The sequence below is a fragment of the Rhodocaloribacter sp. genome (assembly GCF_056451265.1).
This window is the reverse complement of record NZ_JBWOPL010000067.1, coordinates 51660-74198: the sequence shown is the minus strand read 5'-3', so window position 1 is coordinate 74198 and position 22539 is coordinate 51660. Positions and strand designations below refer to the sequence as shown.

Below are 22539 nucleotides of genomic sequence, written 5' to 3'. Positions count from 1 at the left end.
GACCCGTGGGAGGCGGGGAGATGTTTTGCCTTTTGCCGTTGAGACGAAATGCCTACCCTGAGACCCATCCAACGTGAGAATAGCCGGAGATCCGAGCGAATGAACGAGATCGATTACCTGATGCGACGCCTGTTGATGATCATCCTCGTCCCGGTCGGGTTATGGATGACGCAGCCGACGGCGTGGGCGCAGGACGCCGACCCGATGGAGACGGGCATCCTGGCCTTCCGGGAGGGGCATTACGCCGAGGCCGCCGAGGCGCTCGAGCAGGCCATAGAAGCCGATCCGCAGAATGCCGAGGCCTATTTCCTGCTGGCCCGTGTGTACTTCGAGACCCCCCTCCGAGACGTCAAAAAAGCCGGCAAACTGCTCGACGAGGCGCTGAAGATCGAGCCGGACAACGTGAAATACATGGTGGCCCGCCTCGAACAGTTGCGCGTGGACTCGTGGAACTTCATCGTCGATAAGATTCGGGAAGAGAAGCGCCGGAAACTGGCCATACAGATCCTCAAGCTCGACTCGACCAATGCGTTTGCACACGAGGAACTCGGCCGGGCGTACATCGCCGACTTCTGGCGGTACCGCAATGCGTTCATGTATCCGACCTACGTTTTCAGGCATTATAGCGGCAAGGACCCCTTCGGCAGTGATCCCCTGCTGGGCTTTCAGTCCGAGGTCGTTCAGTTCGATCCTACCTCCGGCGGCAGCCAGCTCGACATCGTCGAGAGCGGGCAAGAACCGCTGGGCCTCATCGATAATCCCAACCTCGTGTTCCTCGCCGACGAATTTGACGTCGAGGCGCTTCGAGACCAAGGGGTGCCGGTGCAGGACCTGAGCGCGCGCGCGCAAAAAGCCTATGACCGGGCCATCGGGCACCTTCGCAAAGCGCTCGAAAGCGATCCGCGCAAACGCGTGGTGTATGACGACATGATGCGCATTTTTGCATTGAAAGGGGAGTATGAAGCCGCTCTTGAGATGCTTCAGCAGATGTACGTCTATTTTCCCGAGGATCCCGGGCTGTGGACGTATCTCGGGCTGGCGCATTATCGGGTGGGCAATCTGCGGGCGGCAGTCAAAGCCTTCGAGACAGCCTTCAAATACATGACGCCCGAGGAGGCCGACGCCTATACCAGACTCGACGAGATTCTTCCGGAAGACGAGCGGAAGCGGTACAGGGAAGACCCCGTCACGTACGCCTCTCGCTTCTGGACGAGCAAGGATCCGCGGTATCTTACGCCGTACAACGAACGGAAGCTGGAGCACTATGCCCGTCTCACGTACGCAGATCTGCTCTACGGCTCGCCGAAACTGAACCTGCATGGTTGGGACACCGAGCGCGGCCACATCCTCGTGCGGTATGGGCCCCCGAACGTGGAGGTTACCATCATGCCGCACCAGGGGCGATCCTCACAGCGGGGGTTCGACCCGATCGCCGCCACGGCCCCGGATCCCGACGCCGTGCTGGCGGCCGACCCCAACAGCGACGCTCAGAACGTACCCACGCGGCTCCTCGGCAAGTTCGAGAGCGATTTCGACATCGCCGAGGAGGCCAATACGCTCAACATCTGGGACTACGGAGACTTCCGGTTCGTTTTCGAGGATCCGTTCCGGAACGGTGAGTTTCGTCTCTACAGCCCGAAGGCGTCGGAGATCGCCGGAGGCACCATCGCTTCGCTCAACGACTATACGATCATCGCGCGGGAGACCTTCCGCCGCACGCCCGAGCGCTTCGAGTTCAAACCTCCGGGCCGTGTCGTGGAGATCCCGTACCTCGTCTCGTCCTTCAAGGGCGAGGACGGCAAGACGGATCTCTACGTCAACTTCGGCATCCCGATCAACGGCTATGACCGGAATGAGGAGGTGATCAAGATCACGGCGAACACGGGGACGTTTCTCGTGAGCGAGAACCGAGACATGCTCGCCGAACGACGCCGCACGATCTATGGCCTGCGCACGGATCAGATCGTCGACTTTTCGGAGACGAGCCTCTGGGTCGATTCCCAGCGGCTTCAAGCGCCGCCGGGCGAGCATGAGGTCTCGGTGGAGTTCGAGACGGCCAGCGGCGGGACGGTGGCCGTGCAACGCCGAAAGGTAACCGTCCCGGATTTCTCGACCGGGGATCTGGCGCTCAGCGATCTTTTGCTGGCCTATCGCATCGAGGAATCGGAGGACGGCAAGCCGCACACGGCGGCAGAGTTCGTGCGCGACGGCCTGACGATCCAGCCCGCCCCGTGGAGCGTGTTCTCACACGAACAACCCATCTATCTGTATTTCGAAATCTACAACCTTCGCCGGGATGCGGAAGGGAGGACGAACTACGAGATCGAAGCGGTTCTGGTCCCGAAGGATGATGCGAAGGGAATCGGGAAACTGGTGAAGGGGATCTTCGGCGGCGGTAAGAAAGGCGTGTCGGTGAGTCTTCCCGGGGAGGGCACGTCGTCGGACGAAGGCCGGTATCTCATCCTCGACGCCGCCAATCAGCTCCCGGACCGTCTGTACACGCTCCGCCTGAAGGTGCGCGACCTCAACGCCGGCAAAGACGTGGTGCGGGAGGAGGATCTGTATCTCGAATGAGCCCTGGCGTTCGCGCGCCTGTCCGTTCCCATGCGCAAACGTCGAGCGCCCCGGCGCTCAGAGTTCATCGGCCATCGCGCGCACGCGGTCGTCCATGCCGGTCACTTGCTCGATGAGCGCGGCCTTGTACCGGATCACTTCGGCCCGGAGGGCGGGGTCGGCGACGGCGAGGATCTGAACGGCGAGCAGCCCCGCGTTCTTGGCCCCGCCGATGGCGACCGTCGCGACGGGGACGCCGCCCGGCATCTGAACGACCGACAGGAGCGAGTCCATCCCTTTCAGGTTGCGCGTGGGTACGGGCACGCCGATGACCGGCAGCGGGGTGCTTGCGGCAAGCATGCCGGGCAGGTGCGCCGCGCCGCCGGCGCCGCCGATGAGCACCCGGAGCCCCCGCTCGTGCGCCGCCTCGGCATAAGCCTGCATGATCGCGGGCGTCCGGTGAGCCGAGAGCACGCGCACCTCGAAAGGCACGCCGAAGATCTTCAAAACGGCCGCCGCCTCCTTCATGACGGGCCAGTCGGATTCGCTGCCCATCGCAAGGCCAACGAGGGGAGTGGGGGAATGGGTCATGGCTCCTTCGGATCAAAGGTGGATGAGTTCGGCGGCGCGCTCGGCGCGGAAACGAGTCTCGACGGCGTTCGTGCCCGTGGCGGTGACGTGCCCCATCTTCCGACCCGGACGCACCTCGCGTTTGCCGTACAGATGCACCGAGACGCCGGGGACGGCGAGCGCTTCGGTCAGCCCGCGGGGAGTCGCCTCGCCGGTGCGCCGCCCGATCACGTTGATCATCGCCGCTGCCGGCACGCGGAGCGACGGATCGCCGAGCGGCCAGCCGAGGACGGCCCGCACGTGGTTCTCGAACTGCGACGTGTGGCACGCCTCGATGGTGTAATGCCCCGTATTGTGCGGGCGGGGAGCCAGCTCGTTGATGAGCACGCGTCCGTCCGGCATCTCGAACAGCTCGACCGCCGTGATCCCCACACCGCCGACCGTCTCCACGGCGCGGAGGGCCACGCGCCGCGCCCGCTCGGCCACCGCCTCCTCGATGCCCGCCGGCACGACTACGGCATGGCATCGGTGATCCCTTTGTTCGGTGAACGTCACCGGATAGGTCACGTGTTCACCGTCGGGGCGACGCGCCACGAGCACGGCAAGCTCGCGCACGAAAGGGGCCCACGCCTCGACGAGCAGGCCGTCGTCTTCGGCGAGACGTTCCCATCCGGCGGACAGCTCCTCGGCGTTGGCGGCCGTGGCGTTACCGTAGCCGTCATAGGAGCCGCGAAACCGTTTGAGCACGACGGGATAACCGAAACGCTCGGCGGCCTCGAAGGCGTCGTCGCGGGTGGCGCAGAGGGCGAAGTCCGGCACGGGCAACCCGGCCTCGGAGAGGGTGGCTTTCTGGAGCCCCTTGTCGCGGATGACGTGGAGCGTAGCCGGGTCGGGCCAGACGCCTACCTCTTCGAGCGCGAGCGGAGGGATGCGCTCGGCGGGCGCCCATTCGCTCTCGACGGTGACCACGTCGCACGGGGCGGCAAAGTCGAGCAACACCTCCGGGTCGGTCCAGTCGGCGACGATCGTTTCTCCGAGCCCTTCCATGGGGCCGGCGGGCTTCGGGGCGAGGAAACGCACGCGCATCCCGAGGCGGATCGCGGCCATCGCCGTCATGCGGCCCAGCTGACCGCCGCCGAGGATGCCGATGGTGGGGAAAGCGTCGGGGGAGCCTGGCATGTTCGGGAGGGATTGTTCATCGAAACGTTCGGCCGGAAAAGTACGGGATCTTGCCGAAGGCCGGGGAACGTCATGCGGACAGAAGCGCCAAGTTTAGGTGAAGAGATGCCCGGGTGGTTTACCCGAGCCCGGCGCGGATGCGTTCGGCGAGGGCATCGAGTGTTTCGCGGGAAGGCGTGTGGCCATAGGTGGGGCCGGGTCTGATCCCGAAGCCGTCGCCCCGGTAACGGGGGACGACGTGGAGGTGTACGTGCATCACCTCCTGCCCGGCCGCTTCGCCGTCGGCCAGCCAGAAGTTGACGCCTTCACAGCGCACGCCCGAGGTCCGGAGCGCGGCGGCGACACGCTGCGCCGTGCGAAAGAGCGGACCGCCCGTCTCCGGCGGCACGTCGGCGAGGTGCGCCGCGTGCGCGTTCGGCACGACGAGCGTGTGGCCGGGATTGACGGGGCGGATGTCCAGGAAAGCGGTGCACACGTCGTCCCGGTGTACGATGCTGGCCGGGAGCCGTCCCGCGATAATGGCGCAAAAAGGACAGTCGGTCATCGGAAAGAGCCGGTTGGTTGGGGGGCAACGGCCCGTCTCCGGGTATCTGGATCAGGGCTTTGACTTGAGCAACTCGTCGAGTTGAAACTCATCGTCTACGAGGACCTGCCGGGCTTTCGAGCCTTCGAACGGCCCCACGATGCCCGCGTCTTCGAGTTGATCCACGATGCGGGCGGCCCGGGAGTACCCGACGGAGAGCTTCCGCTGGAGCAGCGAGACCGAGCCCTGCCCGCTCCGCACGATGATGCGCGCCGCCTCGTCGAAAAGCTCATCGCGCTCTTCGGCGCTGGTCGTCATGCCCGGGGCTTCGGGACTCTCTTCGAGGTCGGGAAGGAGGTAGGGCCCGCTGCCGGGCTGTTCGCCGATGAAATGGGTCAGCCGGTCCACTTCTTCCATCGAGACGAACGGCCCCTGGAGGCGCATCAGGCGGCTGCCGAGCATGAAGAGCAAGTCGCCGTTCCCGACCAGCCCTTCTGCTCCGTTCCGGTCGATAATGGTGCGCGAGTCGATCTTCGTGGCCACCTTGAAGGCGATGCGCGCGGGGAAGTTGGCCTTGATCAGCCCCGTGATCACGTCCACCGACGGGCGTTGGGTGGCAAGGATGAGGTGGATGCCCACGGCGCGGGCCATCTGTGCGAGGCGGGCAATCGGTCCCTCGATGTCTTTCCCTGCCGTCATCATGAGGTCGGCCAGTTCATCCACGACCACGACGATGTACGGGAGCGGGCGATGGCCGTCCTCGGAAGACAGGCGGCCCTCCCGGAGGCGTTTGTTGTATTCGGCAAGGCTGCGCACGCGTGCTTTCGAGAGATGGTCGTACCGCAATTCCATCTCTTTCTCACAGCTCTTGAGCGTGCTCAGCGCCTGCGAGAAATCGGTGATGATCGGTTCGTCCACGCCGGGCGGCATCGCGGCGAAGTGGTCCATGATGCGGGCGTACGGCTGAAGCTCGATCTTTTTCGGATCGATCATCACGAACTTGAGCATCGACGGCGGACAGGCGTAGAGCAATCCCGTGATGAAGGCATTGACCCCCACCGACTTGCCCGAGCCCGTCGCTCCGGCGATGAGCACGTGCGGCATCTTCGTGAGGTCCTGAATGTAGACCTCACCCTCGATGGTCTTGCCGATGATGAGGGGAAGTTCGTAGTCGGTGTCTCGGAAACGGGCGGTGCCGATGACGTCGCGGATGCGGACGAGCTCGCGGCGATGGTTCGGGATTTCGACGCCGATGGCCGTCTTGCCGGGGATGGGGGCGATCATGCGAATGCCGCGCGCGGCCATCGCCATGGCGAGGTCGTCTTCGAGCGCCGTGATGCGGCTGATCTTGACGCCGGAAGCGGGCGTGAGTTCGTACAACGTCACCGTGGGGCCGACGATGGCGTTGATGTCGGTGATCTCGATGTTGTACGTGGCAAGCTTGTCGAGGAGAATCTGCTTGTTCCCTTCGAGCTCGTCATAGTCGATCCGGACGTCGCTTTCGTCAGCGTCGTCGAGGAGGTCGAGCGACGGCATCTCGTAGGGCGCTTCTTCGAGCGCGGCGTCGACCTTGACGTCGAGCGCGTCGGTTTTCTCTTCCTCGATGCGGGCGCGCACCTTCAGTTCGAGTTGCGGCGGCTCGGCAGGTTCGGCGGGCGCGGGGGGCCGGGGCGGCGGGGCGGACCGCGCCTCGGGCTCCGGCGTCACGGGCTCCGGGATGGGGGCTCGGGGGGATGCGGTGGGCAGGACGGGCCGTTCCGGCGTACGGCTTGCCGATCGAGTCGGTCGGGAGGGCTCGGCCTGTCGGGGAGATTTTGCCTGTCGGGAGGGCTCGGCCGGTTTCTTCCGGGCGCGCTCCGCTTCGGCGCGTGCCCGTTCGGCGCGGCGTTCTTCGAGCACGCGTTGCCGCTCGGCTCGTCGTTCGGCGCGCTGTCCGCGCTTGCCGTCCCGCCACGTTTTCAGACGCTCCCGCGAGGTCTTGACAAACTCCTCGACCCGGTCGATCGAGCGCTGGATGTCGTGGTCGACCACCAGGAGGACGGTCACGACGAGTGTGAGGAGCGTCAGGATGAGCGAGCCGGCGGCGCCGAAGAGGCGTTGCATCCACCCTGCTGCGCCGAGGCCCCAGGCCCCGCTCCAGTTCAGCAGGTCCACTTCCAACGTCAGGCCGAACCAGCCGAAGAGGGCCGAGAGGATGAAGGCGCTCACGCTGAGGAGGATCGTCAGCAGCGGAAGGTAGACCGGCGTGCGGTTGCGGAAGAAGACGTACCCCCACGCGAAAAGGAGGGCGGGGAAGATGAGTGCCGAATAGCCGATCGCGCGCGGCACGAGGAGCCGGGCGATGGCCGCGCCGATGAGTCCGAGCGCGTTCTCGGCCCGGTTGTCGCCGGGATTGAGGAGCGCGTCGAGCGAGAACTGTCGCGCCACGGCATCGTCCGCCGGGCTGTAGGTGACGACCGCGAGCGTGAGCAGAAGCGCCAGCACCATCAAGATCAGGCCCAGTACTTCCTTCTTTCGTTGCGGCGACACGAGCGCCGGCCGGGGCTGCTTGCCGGAGGCGTGCCCTTTCTTCTTTTTACGCGCCGTTTTAGCCATGCTTTAAACTACGACAGCACAGGCGGTGAATCCAGATTTTTGCGGGAGAACCCTCAGGCGCCGGAGGGAGGCGGGTGAGGCGATCCGGCGCCCGTTCGATTCAGGCGGCGTTTGGAGTCGCCCGCTCGACAGGTGTGGGCCGGGTCGAGCCGGGCCGGTCCTGGCCGGGAGGGGGATAGAGCACGAGGCGGCTGTCGTCGAAGCAGGGGAGGACGGGCAATGCGTCCACGCGGGTGCAATAGTTGAGGTCGGCGTGCAAGCCGATCTCCGAGAGACGCTGGGCGTGATTGCAATGCTCGATGGCTTCGTGGAGGTTGCCGCCGTCGTTCTGGAAGAGGGTGAAGGCAATGTGCGCCGAGTCCGAGACGGCGGCAGGCTCCCGCCCCTCCCAGAGGCGATGCAGCATCAGACCGGCGCAGAGCGTGTCCTCGAGCGAGATACGGTTGCGCCATCCGGCGCACACGAGCGCCACGTCCCGCCCCATCTCCCGCGCAAAATCGACGACGCGGCCCGCATTCAGGAAACTGCCCACGACGAGGTGCTCCGCCTCCCGCGCGTGGAGGATCGCGCTCGTGCCATTGGTCGTGTTCAGGATGATCGTCTTGCCTTCGACGGTCGCCCGGTCGTATTCGAGGGGGGAGTTGCCCAGATGATACCCCTCGATCTTTTTGCCGCCGCGCTCGCCGCCCATCAGAAAGCTCGCCTGGTCGAGATTGGCGGCGATCTTGCCCGCCTCGGCCATGTCCGCCACCGGCACCACCGCCCGCGCGCCGTTGCTCAGCGCCGTGGCTATCGTCGAACTGGTGCGAAGCACGTCGATCACGACGACGGTATACCCCCTGACGTCTTCATCGGTGAGGGTCTGTCCCGTCAAAAAAACTTCGATTTTCATTCCGAAAACTCAAGGATAAGCTTCGAAGACTATGATTCCGTATTGCTTCGAAGAGACTGGGTGAGCGCGACCGGCGGGCAGCACATCCCGTCAACCGCTTCGTTCAACCGGGAACGTCCGGATGCCGGGAAAGGAAGGGTTCGGTCGACACATTGTGGGTGAAAAAATAAACAGTATGCCCGGGGCATCAATACTGGGGCATGGAAAAGAAGACCCCGTTTTGACTTCTCGCGTAAAGGTACACCCGGAGGATATAGATTGCTCCGGGTCCGGAGCTATTTTTTGTGAAAAGGCGGTTTCGTCACGGTCGCCGGAAGGGTGCGGTTTCGCACGGCCATCGCCAGGCGCGTGCCGGGACGGGTGAAGGCGGGATCGTTCGGGACGTATCCGAGGCCGACGCCCGTGCCGAGGACGGGCGATTGCGTGCCGCTTGTGACGACGCCGATCTCCGCGCCTTCGGCGTCGAGGATGGGGTAGCCGTGCCGGGGCAGCCCGCGCCCCTCGACGACGAAGCCGACGAGCTTTCGCGCGGGCCCCTCCTCCTTCACCTTCAGGAGCGCATCGCGCCCGATGAAATCGCCTTTGTCGAATTTCACCAGCCACCCAAGTCCGGCTTCGAGCGGGTTGGTCTCTTCGGTGATGTCGTTCCCGTAGAGGCAGTACCCTGCTTCGAGGCGGAGCGTGTCGCGTGCGCCGAGACCGGCGGGCTTGAGACCGCGCGCGCGACCGGCTTCCATGAGCGCCTCCCATACCCGGACGGCGTCTCCGGCTTTGCAATAAATCTCCAGGCCGCGCTCCCCCGTATAGCCGGTGTGCGAGAGAATCGCCCACGAACAGCCGAGGAAAGCGCCCGGCGCCATCGGAACGAAGTGGTAAAACTTGATCGCGTCGAGGTCGAGCGCGTCGCCGACGAGCGATTGCACGATCCCGAAGGCCTCCGGTCCCTGAATGGCGAGGAGCGCGATCTCATCGGAGACGTTCGTGAGTTCCGCCCCCATGGGATTGTGGGCCTGCATCCACGCGAAATCCCCCTCGATGTTCGAGGCGTTGATGACGAGCATGTACTCCTCGGCGTTTATCCGGTAGACGAGGAGGTCATCGACGATGCCGCCGTCGGGTCGGCACATGACCGTGTACATGGCGCGCCCGTCGGTGAGGCGCGCAGCGTCGTTCGTGACGAGGTTTTGCACGAAGTCGAAGGCGTGCGGCCCGCGAGCATAAACCTCGCCCATGTGGCTGACGTCGAAGAGCCCCGCCGCGGTGCGGACGGCCATGTGCTCGTCGATGATGCCGGAGTATTGCACGGGCATGTCGAAGCCGGCAAAGGGGACCATGCGCGCGCCGAGGGCCACGTGAACGTCGTGGAGGGGTGTTTTTTTGAGCGTTTCCGAAACTGCCATGTCGGTCACCGTTTGGGATCGTCGGAAAAGGTCGTCCGCCCTGCGCATGCGCGCCGCGGCCCCGGATTTTTCATGATACACCGGATCGGATGGAGTGTCAACGGAACCGGCGGCGGCGGCGGTGGAGAATGCCGTCCGGGAGCTTTTTTTCGAAAGGCGTTCATATAGCGCCGGGTTTCCGGGAGACGGCGCCTCAGAGGCGATGCGCCCGGTAGCCTGCTCGCTCGAGCGCCTCCCGCGCCGCCTCGGCCGCCGTCTCGTCGGTGAAGCCGAGGCGGAAGGTGCCGCCCGTGCCCTCGCGGATCTTGAGCAGTTCGATGTCTTTGATGCTGATTTCGGCGTTGAAGAGCGCGCGGGTGATGCCGAAGAGCGCGCCGGGCTGATCCTCGACGTACACGTACACGTCGGCGAGGGGATGAAGGAAGCCCTTCGTGTCGCGCGGGATAGTCTCGCGGAGGGTTCGGGCGCGTTCGAAGGCATCTTCGAGCGCATCGAGGTCTTCTTCGATGAGCCGGTTGCGCAGGGTGCGCAGGAGGCTCGTAAAGCGTCCGAGCGCGTCGAGGATGTCGCCCTCGTTGGCGAGAAGGATGTCCCGCCATAGCCGGAAGGGAGAGGAGGCAATGCGGGTCATGTCGCGGAAGCCTCCGGCGGCAAGGTGGAGGAAGGCTTCGTCGTGGGCCTGTTCTTCGGCGGCCTGGTTCATCAGGGCAACGGCGAGGAGTTGCGGCAGGTGGCTCACGACGGCGGCGATGCGGTCGTGACGCTCGGCGTCGAGCAGAAGGACGCGAGCGCCCGTTGCTTCGATGAGGCGGATCAGTTCGCCGAGCGCTTCCCGGTCGGGTTCTTCATCGGGCGGACAGAGCACGTACGTCGCGTTCTCGAAGAGCAGCGCGTCGGCATGTTCGACGCCGCTGTGCTCGGCGCCCGCCATCGGATGGCCGCCGACGAACAGGTTCTCCGGTTCGACGAAGAGGCGGGCGTGTTCCATGATGGGCTTCTTGACCGAACCGACGTCCGTGATGAGGGCGCCGGGACGCACGTGTGGCCCCGCCTCTTCGAGCAGTCGGAGGTTGGCGCCGATGGGCGCCGCGAGCACCACGAGATCCGCTCCCATCACGGCGTGTCGGGCCGTGGCGGCCTTCTCGTCCACGATCCCGAGCATGGAGGCTCGGTCAAGCACGTCCGGGGCGTCGAAGCCGGTGATGTGAAGGTCGGGGCGGTTTCTCTTCCAGGCCAGCCCGAGCGAGCCGCCGATGAGTCCCACGCCCAGAAGGGCGATGCGTTGAATCATATGAGCACTTCCGTCATTTAGGCTTGTGATTGAAAGACGATATCCATTAGGTTGCTGAACTTGACGCCGAAGAAATCAAACGGGAAAGGTGTTCGGGTCCGGGCATCTTCACAGAGGCAAGGTACTATGCGCACGGCCATCGTGCACGAATGGCTGCCCGTCTATGGTGGGGCCGAACGCGTGCTGGAACAACTGATTCACGTCTATCCGGAGGCCGACTTGTTCAGCCTCTTCGACTTTCTGCCGGACGATCAACGCCACTTCCTTCAGGGCAAGCCGGTGACGACGTCTTTTATTCAGAAGATGCCTTTCGCGAGGAGTAAATATCGGTATTACCTCCCGTTTCTGCCCATGGCCATCGAACAGTTTGACCTGACGGGCTATGATGTCGTCGTTTCTCAGAGCTACGGGGTCGCCAAGGGCGTGCTGACGAGCGCACAGCAGTTGCATATCAGCTATGTATGCACGCCGGTTCGATATGCCTGGGATCTCTATTTCCAATATCTCCGGGAGGCGAATTTGGAGAAGGGACTGCGGGCGAAGTTCGTCAAAATGATGCTCCATTATCTGCGCCTCTACGATGTGGCCACGGCCAACCGGGTGGACGTGTACGTGGCCAACTCGAACTACGTGGCCCGGCGTATCCGGAAGATCTACCGGCGCGAGGCTCACGTCGTGTATCCGCCCGTGGATACGGAAGGCTTTGCGCTCGAGACGCAGAAAGAGGACTACTATTTCACGGTCTCACGCATGGTTCCATACAAAAAGATCGATCTCATCGTGGAGGCTTTCAGCCGCATGCCCGACAAGCAGCTCGTCGTGATCGGAGAAGGGCCGGAGTTCGAGAAAATTCGGAGCAAAGCCGGTCCGAACGTCGCGTTGATGGGCTACCAACCGTTTGAAGTCGTCAAGCGGCACATGGCGCGCGCGCGGGCATTCGTTTTCGCCGCCGAAGAGGATTTCGGCATCGTGCCCGTGGAAGCGCAGGCCTGCGGCACGCCGGTGATCGCTTTCGGGCGGGGCGGAGCCACCGAGACGGTCCTTCCCGGCGAAACGGGCCTGTTTTTCGAGGAACAGACCGTGCCCGCGCTCATCGAAGCGGTTCAGACACTGGAAGCGAACGCTCATGTGTTCTCTCCCGAACGTATCCGTAGACATGCCGAAGGCTTCTCTCAGGCGCGGTTTCGGGCGGAGATGGCCGCCATCGTGGAAAAGGAATGGACTGCTTTTGAGCGCGAGCGCCGTACGAAAGCCACCTCGACCTCGAATGGTTGACGGGCTCAAACGTTGAGAGGGACGTAAGGGCGGTTTATCCGAGCCCGTTTATCCGAGCTGAATTATTTTTGTGACACTTTTGTGAAAGAATCGATCTTTTCCGTATCTTGATTACAAGAGGGGAGCGTGTTACGTATGAAAACGCTCTTCTAATATTCATGCCACGCGCGCAGCCGAGCCTGCGCGAACCCTTATCTCGCAGTCACTCTCTGTGTTCACCTCTTGGAGAGATGGATTTAAGAAGTGAAGAGCTTTGTCCGATAGACCACTATCATCTCCGTGTCTGCGGAAGTTCCGCTTTTTAAGCACAGAGTGAACTGCGATCTTTTGCCATCTTGTAATACAATTGCCGATCTGATCTCAAAACGCCTGTGTGCAGCCGTCCCTTTGATCGATATTCAGGGCTGAGTCAACCTGAAATCATTCTGGGCAAAGCCGCCGGGGAGAGATCGGCTCCAGGGAGCCGGAAATGTTGTGGGCCATAATTACGGAAGAACCAAGCCTTTCGACAGCATCCTTCCCTGATCTCCGCATGCATTCATAGTCAACCCCCTATATTGCTCAAATGGAGGCTATCACGCAAGAGTCGGATTCCATCGTTCGTCCTACGCAGAGTTTTAAGAGCGCGGCTACACCCCGAGTCAAAAGGCCGTCTATGGCACTCTGGGGCGCTCAGTTGAAGTTCTGGCAGGTCGTGCTCAAACGAACCATCGACATTCTCGGGGCTCTGTTCGGCCTGATATTGTTGCTCCCCGTAGGATTGATCGTAGCGCTGTTTATCAAGCTCAACTCGCGCGGGCCGTTGCTGTATAAGCAGATTCGTGTGGGCAAAGGCGAGCGCCGCTTCGCCATGCTCAAATTTCGCAGCATGTATGCGGACGCCGACGTGTTGCTCAAGGAGATCCTTGAAGCCGATCCCGAGTTGCGGGAAGAGTATGCCCGTTTTCACAAGCTGCAGAACGATCCCCGGATCACCTCCGTTGGTCGCGTCATCAGGAAGTACAGCATCGATGAGTTGCCGCAACTATGGAACGTGCTCAAAGGAGAGATGAGCCTGGTGGGTCCAAGGCCCTATATGCCGAGTGAACTCTATAAGATGCGGGGGCGCGGCGCTCGCACGATCCTGAGCGTTCGTCCGGGCTTGACGGGGCTGTGGCAGACCGGCGGCCGCAATAAGCTGCTCTTCTACGAACGTCTGGAACTCGACGTCGAATACGTTGAAAAATGGTCCCTCCTGCTCGACGTTCGTTTGCTCTGGAGGACGATCCCCGTCATCCTGCGTGGAGAGGGGGCAAGCTGACCGGCGCGTATCCTCAGCCGGGCGAAGTTGCTTCTGTGACCAGCGCAACTCCCCGTTAAAGTCGATCCCGGCCATGTGGCTCCGGGATGGGCTCTGTTTGAGCAGGCTCCTCTTACCCACCATGGCCTTTCCCGGGATCCGGCGACCCCTTCCTCGCGTAGTGGATCGACAGTGCCGGACGCAGGATCCCAGAAGATTCCAGTATGCTTATCTTCCGCTACGCCACTGGCTGTTGTGATATTGGCACAGGTTGTGTAAATAGCCGTGCTGATCGCTCGCACAGCCAGGATCTAAACGGATGCTTCTCGGCACGGTGTGGTCAAATAGTCAGAATTCTTCATTAAAGGCTCGCCGGTAACCTATGGAAAGGCCGCTTAATGGCGCCGGGACCCGGAACACTTTGCCGCATAAGGCAGCTCCGCAGGAAAGCCAGGTCAACCTGATGGACGTTGTGAATGCGATCCGGCGGGGCAAGTGGATCATCCTGTTTTCCTTCGTGCTCGTCATGGGCGCGGTGACGGCGTACACGCTGTTGGTGACGCCTGAATATGAGACGTTCAGCATTGTCAAGGTGGATACGGAGGCGTCCTCGGCTTTGAGCAGCGTGATCACGTTCGGCACGGACGATCGTGGGCTTTACAACGAGCTGGAATTTCTGAAACAGTCCCTTCGGCTGGCCGGGCGCGTGGCCAATAGATTGATCGAGACCGGCAAGGGCCCGCAATCCGGCGAACCGTTGCCGATCCTGTCGAACGCGGCGGGAGAGCCCAATACGGCCGAGCAGATCGCAGGGAAGCTGCTCCGGCAGCGTGTCATTTTCGCGCTGCAGGGGGAACGAGTAGACATGATCCGCATCACGGCGAACAGTACGCTGCCGGAAGAGGCGGCGTTGATCGCGAATCTCTATGCCGAGGAATACAAGAACTACAGCCGGGAATCCAGCCGGCAGGGCATTACGGCTTCGCGTGTTTTTCTGGAGGGTCAGCTCGAGAAACGGCAGCGGCAGCTGGATTCGCTGGAGACGCAGACGGCGCAGTTCAAGAAAGACGAGGGCATCGTTGCGCTGGAGACGGAGAGCAGTCTTCTCGTTCAGCAAATCTCGCAAATCGATGCCGAAGTGGAGGAAGCCCGCGTAGACCTCGAACTGGAACGCGCCTCGCTCGCGGCCATGGAGAAAGAGCTTGATCGGGTCGCGCCGGGACTGGCCCGGCGGATCGCTTCCGACGTGGAAAACCGCATCTCGATCTTGCAGAGTCGCATTATTGCTCTGGCCGCGGAGGCGGAAGAGTTTTACGCGCGGAACCCTTCGCTTCGGGGCAACGAGTCGGCCGAGCCCAAGCTCCTGGAGATCATACAACGCAAGGCTGAATTTCAAAGAGAGCTTGAACAGCGGGCAAAAGAATATACCGCCGAGATTCTGGCGGTCGGGCTCGTGAGCGCCAAGGTAGGAGGGGAAGGACTGGAGCGGATCATCACGCTGAAGGATGAGATCGTCAAGAAAAATATCGCCATCCAGGGGTTGGAGGCCAAGCTGAAGGTGCTCCAGGAGCGGGTCCACGCCCGGGAGGGTCGGCTCAAGGATCTCCCGCGCAAGGCGGTGCAACTGGCAAAGCTGGAGCGCGCGAGCCAGTCGGTGGAGAAGCTGTACGGGTTCCTCCTGGAGAAACTTCAGGAAGCGCAGGTGGCAGAGGAATCCGAACTGGGTTACGTAGCACTCGTGCGCGACGCGCTCGTGCCCATCAACCCGGTGCGGCCCAATACGACACAGAACATTATGCTCGGCTTCCTCGTCAGCCTGGTCTTCGGCGTCGGGCTCGCCTTTTTGCGGCAGGCCGCCGATCATCGCATCCATCAGCCGGAGGACATCCGGAACATGGGACTCAGTCTCATCGGAGTCGTGCCGAAGTTCGACCGGGTGATCAAGACGGAACTCGGCGATCAGGAGACGATCACGATCGAAGGAAAGCAGTACAGCACGTCTCTGATCACGTTATACAACCCGCTTTCTCCCATCACGGAATCCTATCGGGGCATCCACACCAACATCCAGTTCAGTCGGCCCGACGCGCTCATTCAGTCGATCCTGATCACGAGCACGGAGCCGAATGAGGGAAAAACCGTCACCTCGCTCAATCTCGCCATCACCATGGCGAGATCCGGGCGGCGGACGCTCTACGTCGACGCCGACCTTCGGAACGCCTCCGGGCACGTTTTCCTCGGCATTCAACGTGAGCCGGGTCTGGTCGATCTGCTCTTCGACGACGCCGACCCGGACATCGAACAGTTCGCCAGCGACATCGAGAACCTGTACGTGGTGCCCGCGGGAAAGGCGGTGCCGAACCCGTCCGAGTTGATGGGTTCGAAAAAGATGCGGGAGTTGCTCTTCAAGCTGCGGGAGTCCTTCGATTACATCGTCGTCGACTCGCCGCCGGTGCTCCGGGCCACCGACGCGGTGCTGCTCTCCACCCAGTGCGACGCCGCGATCCTGGTCACCAGCGCCAACAAAACACACAGGCTTGGCATCGAAAGAACCCTGGAGAGCATGGAAGACGTGGGCGCACCCCTGATCGGGGTCGTGCTGAACCGTTTCGACGTGCGGGAGGCCGGACGAGGGTACGGGTACGGCTATGGATACGGCTACGGTTATTACGGCTACGACGACGGGAAGCCGATAGGAAGGCTGAGCGGCGTCATCAAAAAAGTGTTTGGATAGATGAGAGTTTTGCCGGAGATGAACTTGAAACGCCTCCTTCCCGTTCTCGCGCTTGCGCTGCTCACCCCGCTCGCGGGCCAGGCCCAGGAGACGACCGGAGACCTCTCGCGGCCCGTCAGCTTCTTCCGGCACGTCGAGCCCGGCGAGTCGTCCATCGAGGTGAACGTGTGGGGAGACGTGAGCGCTGCCGGACGGTATGAAGTGCGGCTCGGAACCGGCCTCATCGAATTGCTCTTTCTGGCGGGCGGTCCGGGTGAACGCGTTCGGGATTCCCGTGAAAAACGGTGGTCCATCGTTCGCGTCTCCCGCAAGGTAGGCGATGGATGGACGACGGCGTACGAAGCGCCCATCGAAGAATTGATGGCGTTGCGGCAACCCGAACCGGTGCTTCAGGACGACGACATCATCAAGGTGGAAACGTACGTGCGTCAGCGCTTCAGTTGGAGGGATGTATTGACGATCGTCGGCACGGTCGGAACCCTGGCCTTGATCGGCGACCGGATCCTCCGTTGATGTTTGCCTCGATGGTATCGCGATGTCGTTTGGGGCGCGAGATACCGACACCACGGGGGGGAGGGCCACCATGGACCGTGCGCGCACGGTCATCCTCCGCTCCCTGAAACGCACGGCGCGTCTCCGGTCTTCCGGGACCGCATAGGGCAGAGCCGCGCGTCTGAATGAATCAACCCCCGGCGTGCCGCACGGCATGGCGGCCATCAACAAGAGATCACGGGTGCCAGGCATGCGGGACGTGCACAAGCAGGCCAGAAAAGGGATCAGGCTGTTGCTTGTTCGTCAGGGCTTCCTCCAGGTGTTCACCTTTCTGGGAGGGATCGTGCTGGCCCGCGTGCTCAACCCCGCCGACTTCGGGCTCTTCGGCATCACGACGTTCCTCGTGAACATTCTGGCGCTGTTTGCCGACTTCGGGATGTCGCCGGCGCTGATTCAGCGCAAAAAGGAGATCAGTGACCGAGATTTGCAGATCGGCTTCACCATGAAGCAGGTGCTCGTCTCGGTGGTCGTGGTCATGCTGTGGTTCGGCGCGCCGTGGCTGGCGAGCTTCTATCCCAAGGACACCACGGCGTTGATCTGGCTCGTGCGGGCGATGGGCTTCAGTCTCTATCTGAACACGTGGCGCTCGATCAGTGCCATACAACTGGAGCGCACCCTTCGATACGAGAAGCTTGCCGTAGTGGAAGTGGTCGAGAGCCTCAGTTATCAGATCGTGGCCGTGGGGATGGCCGTATACGGTTTCGGGGTGTGGAGTCTGATTTCCGCCGTACTCATGCGGGGGCTGCTCGGCACGATCCTCGTCTACATCGTCGCGCCGTGGAAGGTGCGGCTGGACTTCGATCGCGAAGTGGCGCTCGAGATGCTCCGTTTCGGGCTGCCGTTTCAGCTTCACCGCGTCGTGGGCAACGTGCGCACATGGGTCACGCCCACGCTCGTGGCCTCGCTCATCGGCGCGGACGCCGTTGGTTTTTTGATGTGGGCCTCCAGCAACGGGCGCAAACCGCTCACGGTGGTGCAAAACGTGGTGCGCGTGTCGCTCCCGCACTTCTCCCGCATTCAGGACAACCTTCCGGAAGTGAAGCGAATCCTGTCCCAGTACGTGATGTACTTCCTCGTCTTTTGCGGGGCGTGGTTTGCCGTGATTGCCGCCGCCGGGTATCCGGTGGTTGAACTCGTCTATACCGCGAAGTGGCTTCCGGCGGTGCCGGCGCTCATCCTGTATGCCGGCCTGCTCAACCTGAATGCGGTGAGCTGGATCGTGAAGACGGCGCTCAGCGGCACCGGTCGCGTCAAATACGTGATGTACGTCACGATGCTTACCACGGCGATCAGCGTCGGGTTGAGCGTTGCGCTGGTGCTCACCGTCGGCTTCATCGGTGTGCCCATCGCCGAGGTGGTCAGCATGGTGGTGACCGTGCCCATCCTGGCGCGGGGCCTCGGGCGAAGCTCGATCCGCCGGATCTTTCTGCCGTCGGCCTGGGTGCTCGCTCCGCTCCTGACGGCCATCGTGGCCGGCTACGGCGTGCGCCTGATGGGACTGAACCTGGTCGGAGAAGCGGTCCTGGCCGCGGCTGTGACGGGGCTTGCCTATCTGGGCGTCAGCTGGCTCGTCGGTCCGAAGTGGATGAAAAAGCGGGTGTTGGCCCAGAAAGACCGGGTGCTCGCCAGAGTGCGGGGCCGAAGCGTCGTGAAAAGCCGGGAAACGCCGGTCGCCTGAACTCCGTGAAGGAACCCGAGCACGTTTATGAGAAACGATCTCTCTTCGAAACCGCGCCTGATCATCTTCGGACATATCCCGAAGACGGCCGGCAGCACGTTCAAGATGATCCTCTGGCGACAGTATGATCCGGAGCGCGTCTTCTTTTCGATGACGCCGGCCACACACGCGGAGAAATTTGCCGAGCTTCGCCGCCGTCTCGAAGGCGAGGGGGAAGGTGTCGACGTGCTCGTCACCCACGCGGGCTACGGTGTGCACGAGACGCTGCCGGACACCCATGCGTATCCGTACATCACCTTCCTCCGCGAGCCGATCGACCGGGTCATCTCGGGGTATCACATGTTCCTCCGGCAGGGAAAAGCGCCGAAAGGCATGCCCCTCGACGACTTCGTTCGGACGTTCCTCAAGCCGGGCTGCAACATGCAGACCTCCTTCCTCTCCGGTTATTTTCTCGAATGCCACCTCGCCGGGCGGGAGCCGGCGCTGGAGGCGTTCGACGAGGAGATGCTCGCAAAGGCGAAACGCAACCTCGAACGGCACACGGTGATCGGCCTGACCGAACGCTTCGACGAGTCCCTCATCATGTTGCGGGAGGCCTTCGGGTGGGACTGGCGCAAGCTCTTATATTACCGCGCCAACGTCGGCGCGAACCGCAAGCCCCGCGACGAATTTTCGGCCCAGACCCTCGAGGTCGTCGAACAATACAACCGCCTCGACCTCGAACTCTACGAGTACGCCCGGACGCTCTTCGAGGAGCGCCTCGAGGCGCGGCGCGGGGAGGTCGAGCGGGCGCTTCATGCGTTCAACACCGTCAACCGGTGGTATGAGGCCGTGGCGCCCCGCGTACTGCCGCCGGCCCGGTCCGTTTATCGTAGCTTCAAAAAAATCTTCGCACGTTAGAAATGTCTGCATCGGCGTCGACCCCCAACCGCTCCGCGACCGCCGAAACGACGGCGGGGGCCATTCATAAACCGGATTTTTTCATCGTGGGCGCGCCCAAATGCGGCACGACGGCCATGCATACGTACCTCTCGGAGCATCCGGACGTGTTCATGGCGAAAAAAGAGCGCCACTTCTTTGGCCGCGACCTCCGGCCCGAAGGCTATGCCGGTCCGCACTCCGATCCGGCGTGGTATCTGTCGTTCTTTGAGGACTGGAACGGGGAAAAACGCACGGGCGAGACGTCGGTGTGGTACCTGTACTCGAAGAAGGCCGCCGAAGAGATCAAGGCCTTCAGCCCGGACGCCGACATCGTCATCATGCTCCGCAATCCCGTGGACATGATGTACTCGCTCTACAACATGTTCGTGTGGGTGAAAGACCTCACGCCGGGCGGCGTCATCGAGGCGGAAACGAAGCGCGCGCTTTTCTTTGAGGAGGCGCTCGAGTCGCAGGAACGGCGAAAGGTCGAGTTCGAACGGCAGTTCCGGAACCCCGACCCGGACCGCGACCCGGAGATCGAGATGCGCCTCTTCCACACCGATGCGGCGATGTATGCCGAACAGGTGAAACGCTACCTCGACGTGTTCGGGCGCGAGCGGATCCACTTCATCGTTTACGACGACTTCAAGGCAAACCCCCGGAAGGTCTACCGCGAACTCCTCCGGTTCCTCGAGGTGGATCCGGACTTCGACCTCGATTTCGAGGTGGTCAACAGCAACCGGCACATCAAGAACGCCAGGCTGCATTATCTCCTCCGGACGCACGACTCGATGGGTATTTTGCGCGCAGTGGGGCGGGCGCTCGTGCCGGCGCCGCTCCGAAAAAAAGTGCACCGCGTGCTCATGGCGTATAACGTCAAGCACAAACCGCGCCACCCGATGCACCCGGACACGCGCGCCTTCCTTCAGGAGCACTTCCGCGAGGACGTCGCGCGTCTGAGCACCCTCATCGACCGCGATCTCGTCGCCCAATGGCTATGAAAGGACCGGATTTTTTCATCGCCGGGCAGTCGAAGAGCGGCACGACGGCGCTCTATCATTTCCTTCGGGCGCACCCTCAGATCTACATGAGCCGCCCGAAGGAGCCGAACTATTTCGCGAAGGACTTCTGCCGCGATCCCGATCCGAACGGCTCTTTCCACCCGCGCACGGAGGACGAGTACCTCTCGTTCTTTGCCGGCGCGCGCCCGGACGATCTTTGCGGCGAGGCGAGCGCATGCTATTTGTACTCGAAGGCGGCGGCGCGTGAGATCCACGCGTTCAATCCGGAGGCGAAGCTCATCGCGATGCTTCGCGAGCCGGTCGATTTCTTGTATTCGTATTACCTGCAACAACTCAAAAATCCGATCACCGAGGGGGAAGACGCGCCCGACTTCGAGACGGCGCTGGCTCTCGAACCGGAACGGAAGGCGGGACGGCGCATCCCGAAAGGGTGTCTCGTGCCGGAACTGCTCTATTATTCGGAACGCATCCGGTATGCCGAGCAACTCGAACGGGTGCACCGGTACTTCGAACCGTCTCAGGTGCTCGTAATCATCTATGACGACTTCCGGCGGGACAACGCAGCCGTCTACCGGCGCGTGCTCGAATTCCTCGGCGTCGATCCGGAGTTTACGCCGAATTTCGAGACGCACAACAAGGGCGCGGAGCTTCGTTCGAAGCGGATGCAGCGGCTCGTGCGGAAGGTGACCTTCGGCGATGGATGGGCTGCCCCGATCAAGAAAGCCGTGAAGGCGCTCCTTCCGCGGGATCTGCGGAAAGGAATGGTCGATGCGGTGTACGACAAAGTCGTCTTCAAGCCGAAGGAGGGGCTCGACCCCGCGTTCGTCCGGCGGCTCAAACGCGAATACCGGGCGGAGGTCGAGAAGATCGGCGCGATGCTCGGACGCGACCTCCTGACGCTCTGGGGGTACGAGGAAGAACAGGTGACCGTATGAGGCGGCGCGCCCGCCGGATTGCGGATTCTCGATACGGACGTTGAACATGACCACACTTTCGTGCCGTGCGCCCTACGGCAAAGGCGGGCTGGGACAACACTTCGCGCAGATCGTCGAAGAGGAACGCGAGGCCGGGCGCCTGGCGCGATACTTCAGCATCGGCGTGAAGCCGGGCGACGAAGCGCTCGGCTCGGTGGTGGCGATGCCCTACGCGCGCCCGCTCATCCGGGCGACGCCGCTCCGTGTGCTCCGAGGCTGGAAGAACTACGTCATCGGCGACCTTTTCGACCGCGCCGTCGCCGCCCGCCTCGACGCGCCGACGGAGACCTTTGTCGGCTTCATCGGAAAATCGCTCCGGAGCTTTCGGCGCGCCCGTGCGCTGGGCTTCGAACGCCTCGGGGTGCATGTGGGCAACAGTCACGTCGAGAAGGTGCGGCGGCTGCACGACCGGGCGTTTCGGCAGTGGGGCATGGAGCGGAGCTGGCTCAACGGCGCGCAGATCCGAAAGGCCCTCCTCGAGTACGAGATGGCCGACATGATCTTCGTCAACTCGGCGTATACGTGGGCGTCGTTCGTGGAGGCGGGGGTCCCGGCGGAAAAGCTCCGGCGCTTCCGACTCAAGCCGTTGCCGCGCTATCAACCGCCCCCCTCACGTCCGACGGACGGCGTCTTCCGCGTGGTCTATGCCGGGAGCCTGACCGTTCCGAAGGGCGTCCCGGTGCTCGTCGAGGCGTTCGGGCGGCTCGAAGGGGCGGCGGAACTGACGCTCGTCGGGCACTGGACGTCGCGGGCGATGCGGCGGTATCTCGAAGGCTGGATGGCCCGCGACCCGCGCATCCGTGTGGCGCCGGGCGACCCGCTGCCGCACTACCGGCGCGCCGACGTATGCGCGCATCCGACGTACGAGGACGGCTTCGCGTATGCTCCCGCCGAGGCGCTGGCGTGCGGCGTCCCGGTGATCGTCACCGAGGACACGGGCATGAAAGAACTCGTGCGCGAAGGGGAGAACGGCTTCATCGTGCCCACCGGGGACGTGGATGCGCTCTTCGAACGCTTGCGCCATCTCATGCGCGCGCGATAGAGGATCGTCCGCCCCGGACGCTCCGGGTTCCGGCCATCCAACCCATTGTTGATTCTCAT

Annotated in this window: 17 protein-coding genes; 10 read left to right on the top strand and 7 right to left on the bottom strand. The window is 62.8% G+C overall.

Translation table 11 applies throughout. The annotated features are described in order from the left end of the window. Positions 1–99: 99 nt before the first annotated feature. The gene (locus tag AC1HIY_RS12040) at positions 100–2574 is read left to right on the top strand and encodes a tetratricopeptide repeat protein (protein WP_479576986.1); all 2475 of its coding nucleotides are present in this window, start codon (positions 100–102) and stop codon (positions 2572–2574) included. 57 nt (positions 2575–2631) lie between these two features. Here the strand turns inward: AC1HIY_RS12040 and purE are convergent, their stop codons facing one another. The 7 genes from purE to AC1HIY_RS12005 all read right to left on the bottom strand — a co-directional run bounded on the left by purE (position 2632) and on the right by AC1HIY_RS12005 (position 11003). After that, positions 2632–3144 (bottom strand): 5-(carboxyamino)imidazole ribonucleotide mutase, encoded by a 513-nt coding sequence (gene purE / locus AC1HIY_RS12035; RefSeq protein ID WP_479576985.1) that lies wholly within the window; start codon positions 3142–3144, stop codon positions 2632–2634. A gap of 12 nt (positions 3145–3156) precedes the next feature. Next, entirely contained in the window at positions 3157–4302 is a 1146-nt protein-coding gene (gene purK, locus AC1HIY_RS12030; protein WP_479576984.1) for a 5-(carboxyamino)imidazole ribonucleotide synthase, read from the bottom strand. A 118-nt stretch (positions 4303–4420) separates the two neighbouring features. Beyond that, positions 4421–4846 (bottom strand): HIT family protein, encoded by a 426-nt coding sequence (locus AC1HIY_RS12025; protein ID WP_479576983.1) that lies wholly within the window; start codon positions 4844–4846, stop codon positions 4421–4423. A 51-nt stretch (positions 4847–4897) separates the two neighbouring features. Then, entirely contained in the window at positions 4898–7420 is a 2523-nt protein-coding gene (locus AC1HIY_RS12020; protein ID WP_479576982.1) for an FtsK/SpoIIIE family DNA translocase, read from the bottom strand. 100 nt (positions 7421–7520) lie between these two features. Then, a complete protein-coding gene (locus AC1HIY_RS12015) occupies positions 7521–8312 on the bottom strand; it encodes a 2-phosphosulfolactate phosphatase (RefSeq protein ID WP_479576981.1) in 792 nt (263 codons plus the stop codon). 275 nt (positions 8313–8587) lie between these two features. Next, a complete protein-coding gene (gcvT, locus tag AC1HIY_RS12010; RefSeq protein WP_479576980.1) occupies positions 8588–9712 on the bottom strand; it encodes a glycine cleavage system aminomethyltransferase GcvT in 1125 nt (374 codons plus the stop codon). 193 nt (positions 9713–9905) lie between these two features. Continuing rightward, complete coding sequence (locus tag AC1HIY_RS12005) at positions 9906–11003, bottom strand: prephenate dehydrogenase/arogenate dehydrogenase family protein (protein WP_479576979.1); 1098 nt, start codon at positions 11001–11003, stop codon at positions 9906–9908. Positions 11004–11129: 126 nt separating this feature from the next. Between AC1HIY_RS12005 and AC1HIY_RS12000 the strand changes: the two genes are divergently transcribed. The 9 genes from AC1HIY_RS12000 to AC1HIY_RS11960 all read left to right on the top strand — a co-directional run bounded on the left by AC1HIY_RS12000 (position 11130) and on the right by AC1HIY_RS11960 (position 22480). Beyond that, positions 11130–12278, top strand: a complete 1149-nt coding sequence (locus AC1HIY_RS12000) for a glycosyltransferase family 4 protein (protein WP_479576978.1) — start codon at positions 11130–11132, stop codon at positions 12276–12278. A 655-nt stretch (positions 12279–12933) separates the two neighbouring features. Continuing rightward, positions 12934–13578, top strand: coding sequence for a sugar transferase (locus tag AC1HIY_RS11995; protein WP_479576977.1), 645 nt, complete (start codon positions 12934–12936; stop codon positions 13576–13578). A 442-nt stretch (positions 13579–14020) separates the two neighbouring features. Next, on the top strand, positions 14021–16291 hold the full coding sequence (locus AC1HIY_RS11990) for a GumC family protein (protein ID WP_479576976.1): 2271 nt from the start codon (positions 14021–14023) through the stop codon (positions 16289–16291). A 24-nt stretch (positions 16292–16315) separates the two neighbouring features. Then, positions 16316–16804 carry a polysaccharide biosynthesis/export family protein gene (locus AC1HIY_RS11985; RefSeq protein ID WP_479576975.1) on the top strand — a complete coding sequence of 163 codons (489 nt, stop codon included), beginning with the start codon at positions 16316–16318 and terminating at the stop codon, positions 16802–16804. Positions 16805–16997: 193 nt separating this feature from the next. Continuing rightward, a complete protein-coding gene (locus tag AC1HIY_RS11980; protein ID WP_479577007.1) occupies positions 16998–18521 on the top strand; it encodes an oligosaccharide flippase family protein in 1524 nt (507 codons plus the stop codon). Between the two features lie 27 nt (positions 18522–18548). Next, a complete protein-coding gene (locus AC1HIY_RS11975; RefSeq protein ID WP_479576974.1) occupies positions 18549–19421 on the top strand; it encodes a sulfotransferase family 2 domain-containing protein in 873 nt (290 codons plus the stop codon). Positions 19422–19423: 2 nt separating this feature from the next. Further along, on the top strand, positions 19424–20443 hold the full coding sequence (locus tag AC1HIY_RS11970) for a sulfotransferase family protein (RefSeq protein ID WP_479576973.1): 1020 nt from the start codon (positions 19424–19426) through the stop codon (positions 20441–20443). Next, positions 20440–21399, top strand: coding sequence for a sulfotransferase domain-containing protein (locus AC1HIY_RS11965; RefSeq protein WP_479576972.1), 960 nt, complete (start codon positions 20440–20442; stop codon positions 21397–21399). The genes AC1HIY_RS11970 and AC1HIY_RS11965 overlap by 4 nt, the downstream gene beginning before the upstream one ends. 46 nt (positions 21400–21445) lie before the next feature. After that, positions 21446–22480 (top strand): glycosyltransferase family 4 protein, encoded by a 1035-nt coding sequence (locus tag AC1HIY_RS11960; protein WP_479576971.1) that lies wholly within the window; start codon positions 21446–21448, stop codon positions 22478–22480. Positions 22481–22539 lie beyond the last annotated feature (59 nt).

Coding starts and splice junctions, on each gene's coding strand:
- AC1HIY_RS11970 (WP_479576973.1), top strand. CDS start 19,424: ATGTCTGCATCGGCGTCGACCCCCAACCGCTCCGCGACCGCCGAAACG.
- AC1HIY_RS12040 (WP_479576986.1), top strand. CDS start 100: ATGAACGAGATCGATTACCTGATGCGACGCCTGTTGATGATCATCCTC.
- AC1HIY_RS11965 (WP_479576972.1), top strand. CDS start 20,440: ATGAAAGGACCGGATTTTTTCATCGCCGGGCAGTCGAAGAGCGGCACG.
- AC1HIY_RS11960 (WP_479576971.1), top strand. CDS start 21,446: ATGACCACACTTTCGTGCCGTGCGCCCTACGGCAAAGGCGGGCTGGGA.
- AC1HIY_RS12005 (WP_479576979.1), bottom strand. CDS start 11,003: ATGATTCAACGCATCGCCCTTCTGGGCGTGGGACTCATCGGCGGCTCG.
- gcvT (WP_479576980.1), bottom strand. CDS start 9,712: ATGGCAGTTTCGGAAACGCTCAAAAAAACACCCCTCCACGACGTTCAC.
- AC1HIY_RS11980 (WP_479577007.1), top strand. CDS start 16,998: ATGGCGGCCATCAACAAGAGATCACGGGTGCCAGGCATGCGGGACGTG.
- AC1HIY_RS12000 (WP_479576978.1), top strand. CDS start 11,130: ATGCGCACGGCCATCGTGCACGAATGGCTGCCCGTCTATGGTGGGGCC.
- purK (WP_479576984.1), bottom strand. CDS start 4,302: ATGCCAGGCTCCCCCGACGCTTTCCCCACCATCGGCATCCTCGGCGGC.
- AC1HIY_RS12015 (WP_479576981.1), bottom strand. CDS start 8,312: ATGAAAATCGAAGTTTTTTTGACGGGACAGACCCTCACCGATGAAGAC.
- AC1HIY_RS11995 (WP_479576977.1), top strand. CDS start 12,934: ATGGCACTCTGGGGCGCTCAGTTGAAGTTCTGGCAGGTCGTGCTCAAA.
- purE (WP_479576985.1), bottom strand. CDS start 3,144: ATGACCCATTCCCCCACTCCCCTCGTTGGCCTTGCGATGGGCAGCGAA.
- AC1HIY_RS12020 (WP_479576982.1), bottom strand. CDS start 7,420: ATGGCTAAAACGGCGCGTAAAAAGAAGAAAGGGCACGCCTCCGGCAAG.
- AC1HIY_RS12025 (WP_479576983.1), bottom strand. CDS start 4,846: ATGACCGACTGTCCTTTTTGCGCCATTATCGCGGGACGGCTCCCGGCC.
- AC1HIY_RS11975 (WP_479576974.1), top strand. CDS start 18,549: ATGAGAAACGATCTCTCTTCGAAACCGCGCCTGATCATCTTCGGACAT.
- AC1HIY_RS11990 (WP_479576976.1), top strand. CDS start 14,021: ATGGACGTTGTGAATGCGATCCGGCGGGGCAAGTGGATCATCCTGTTT.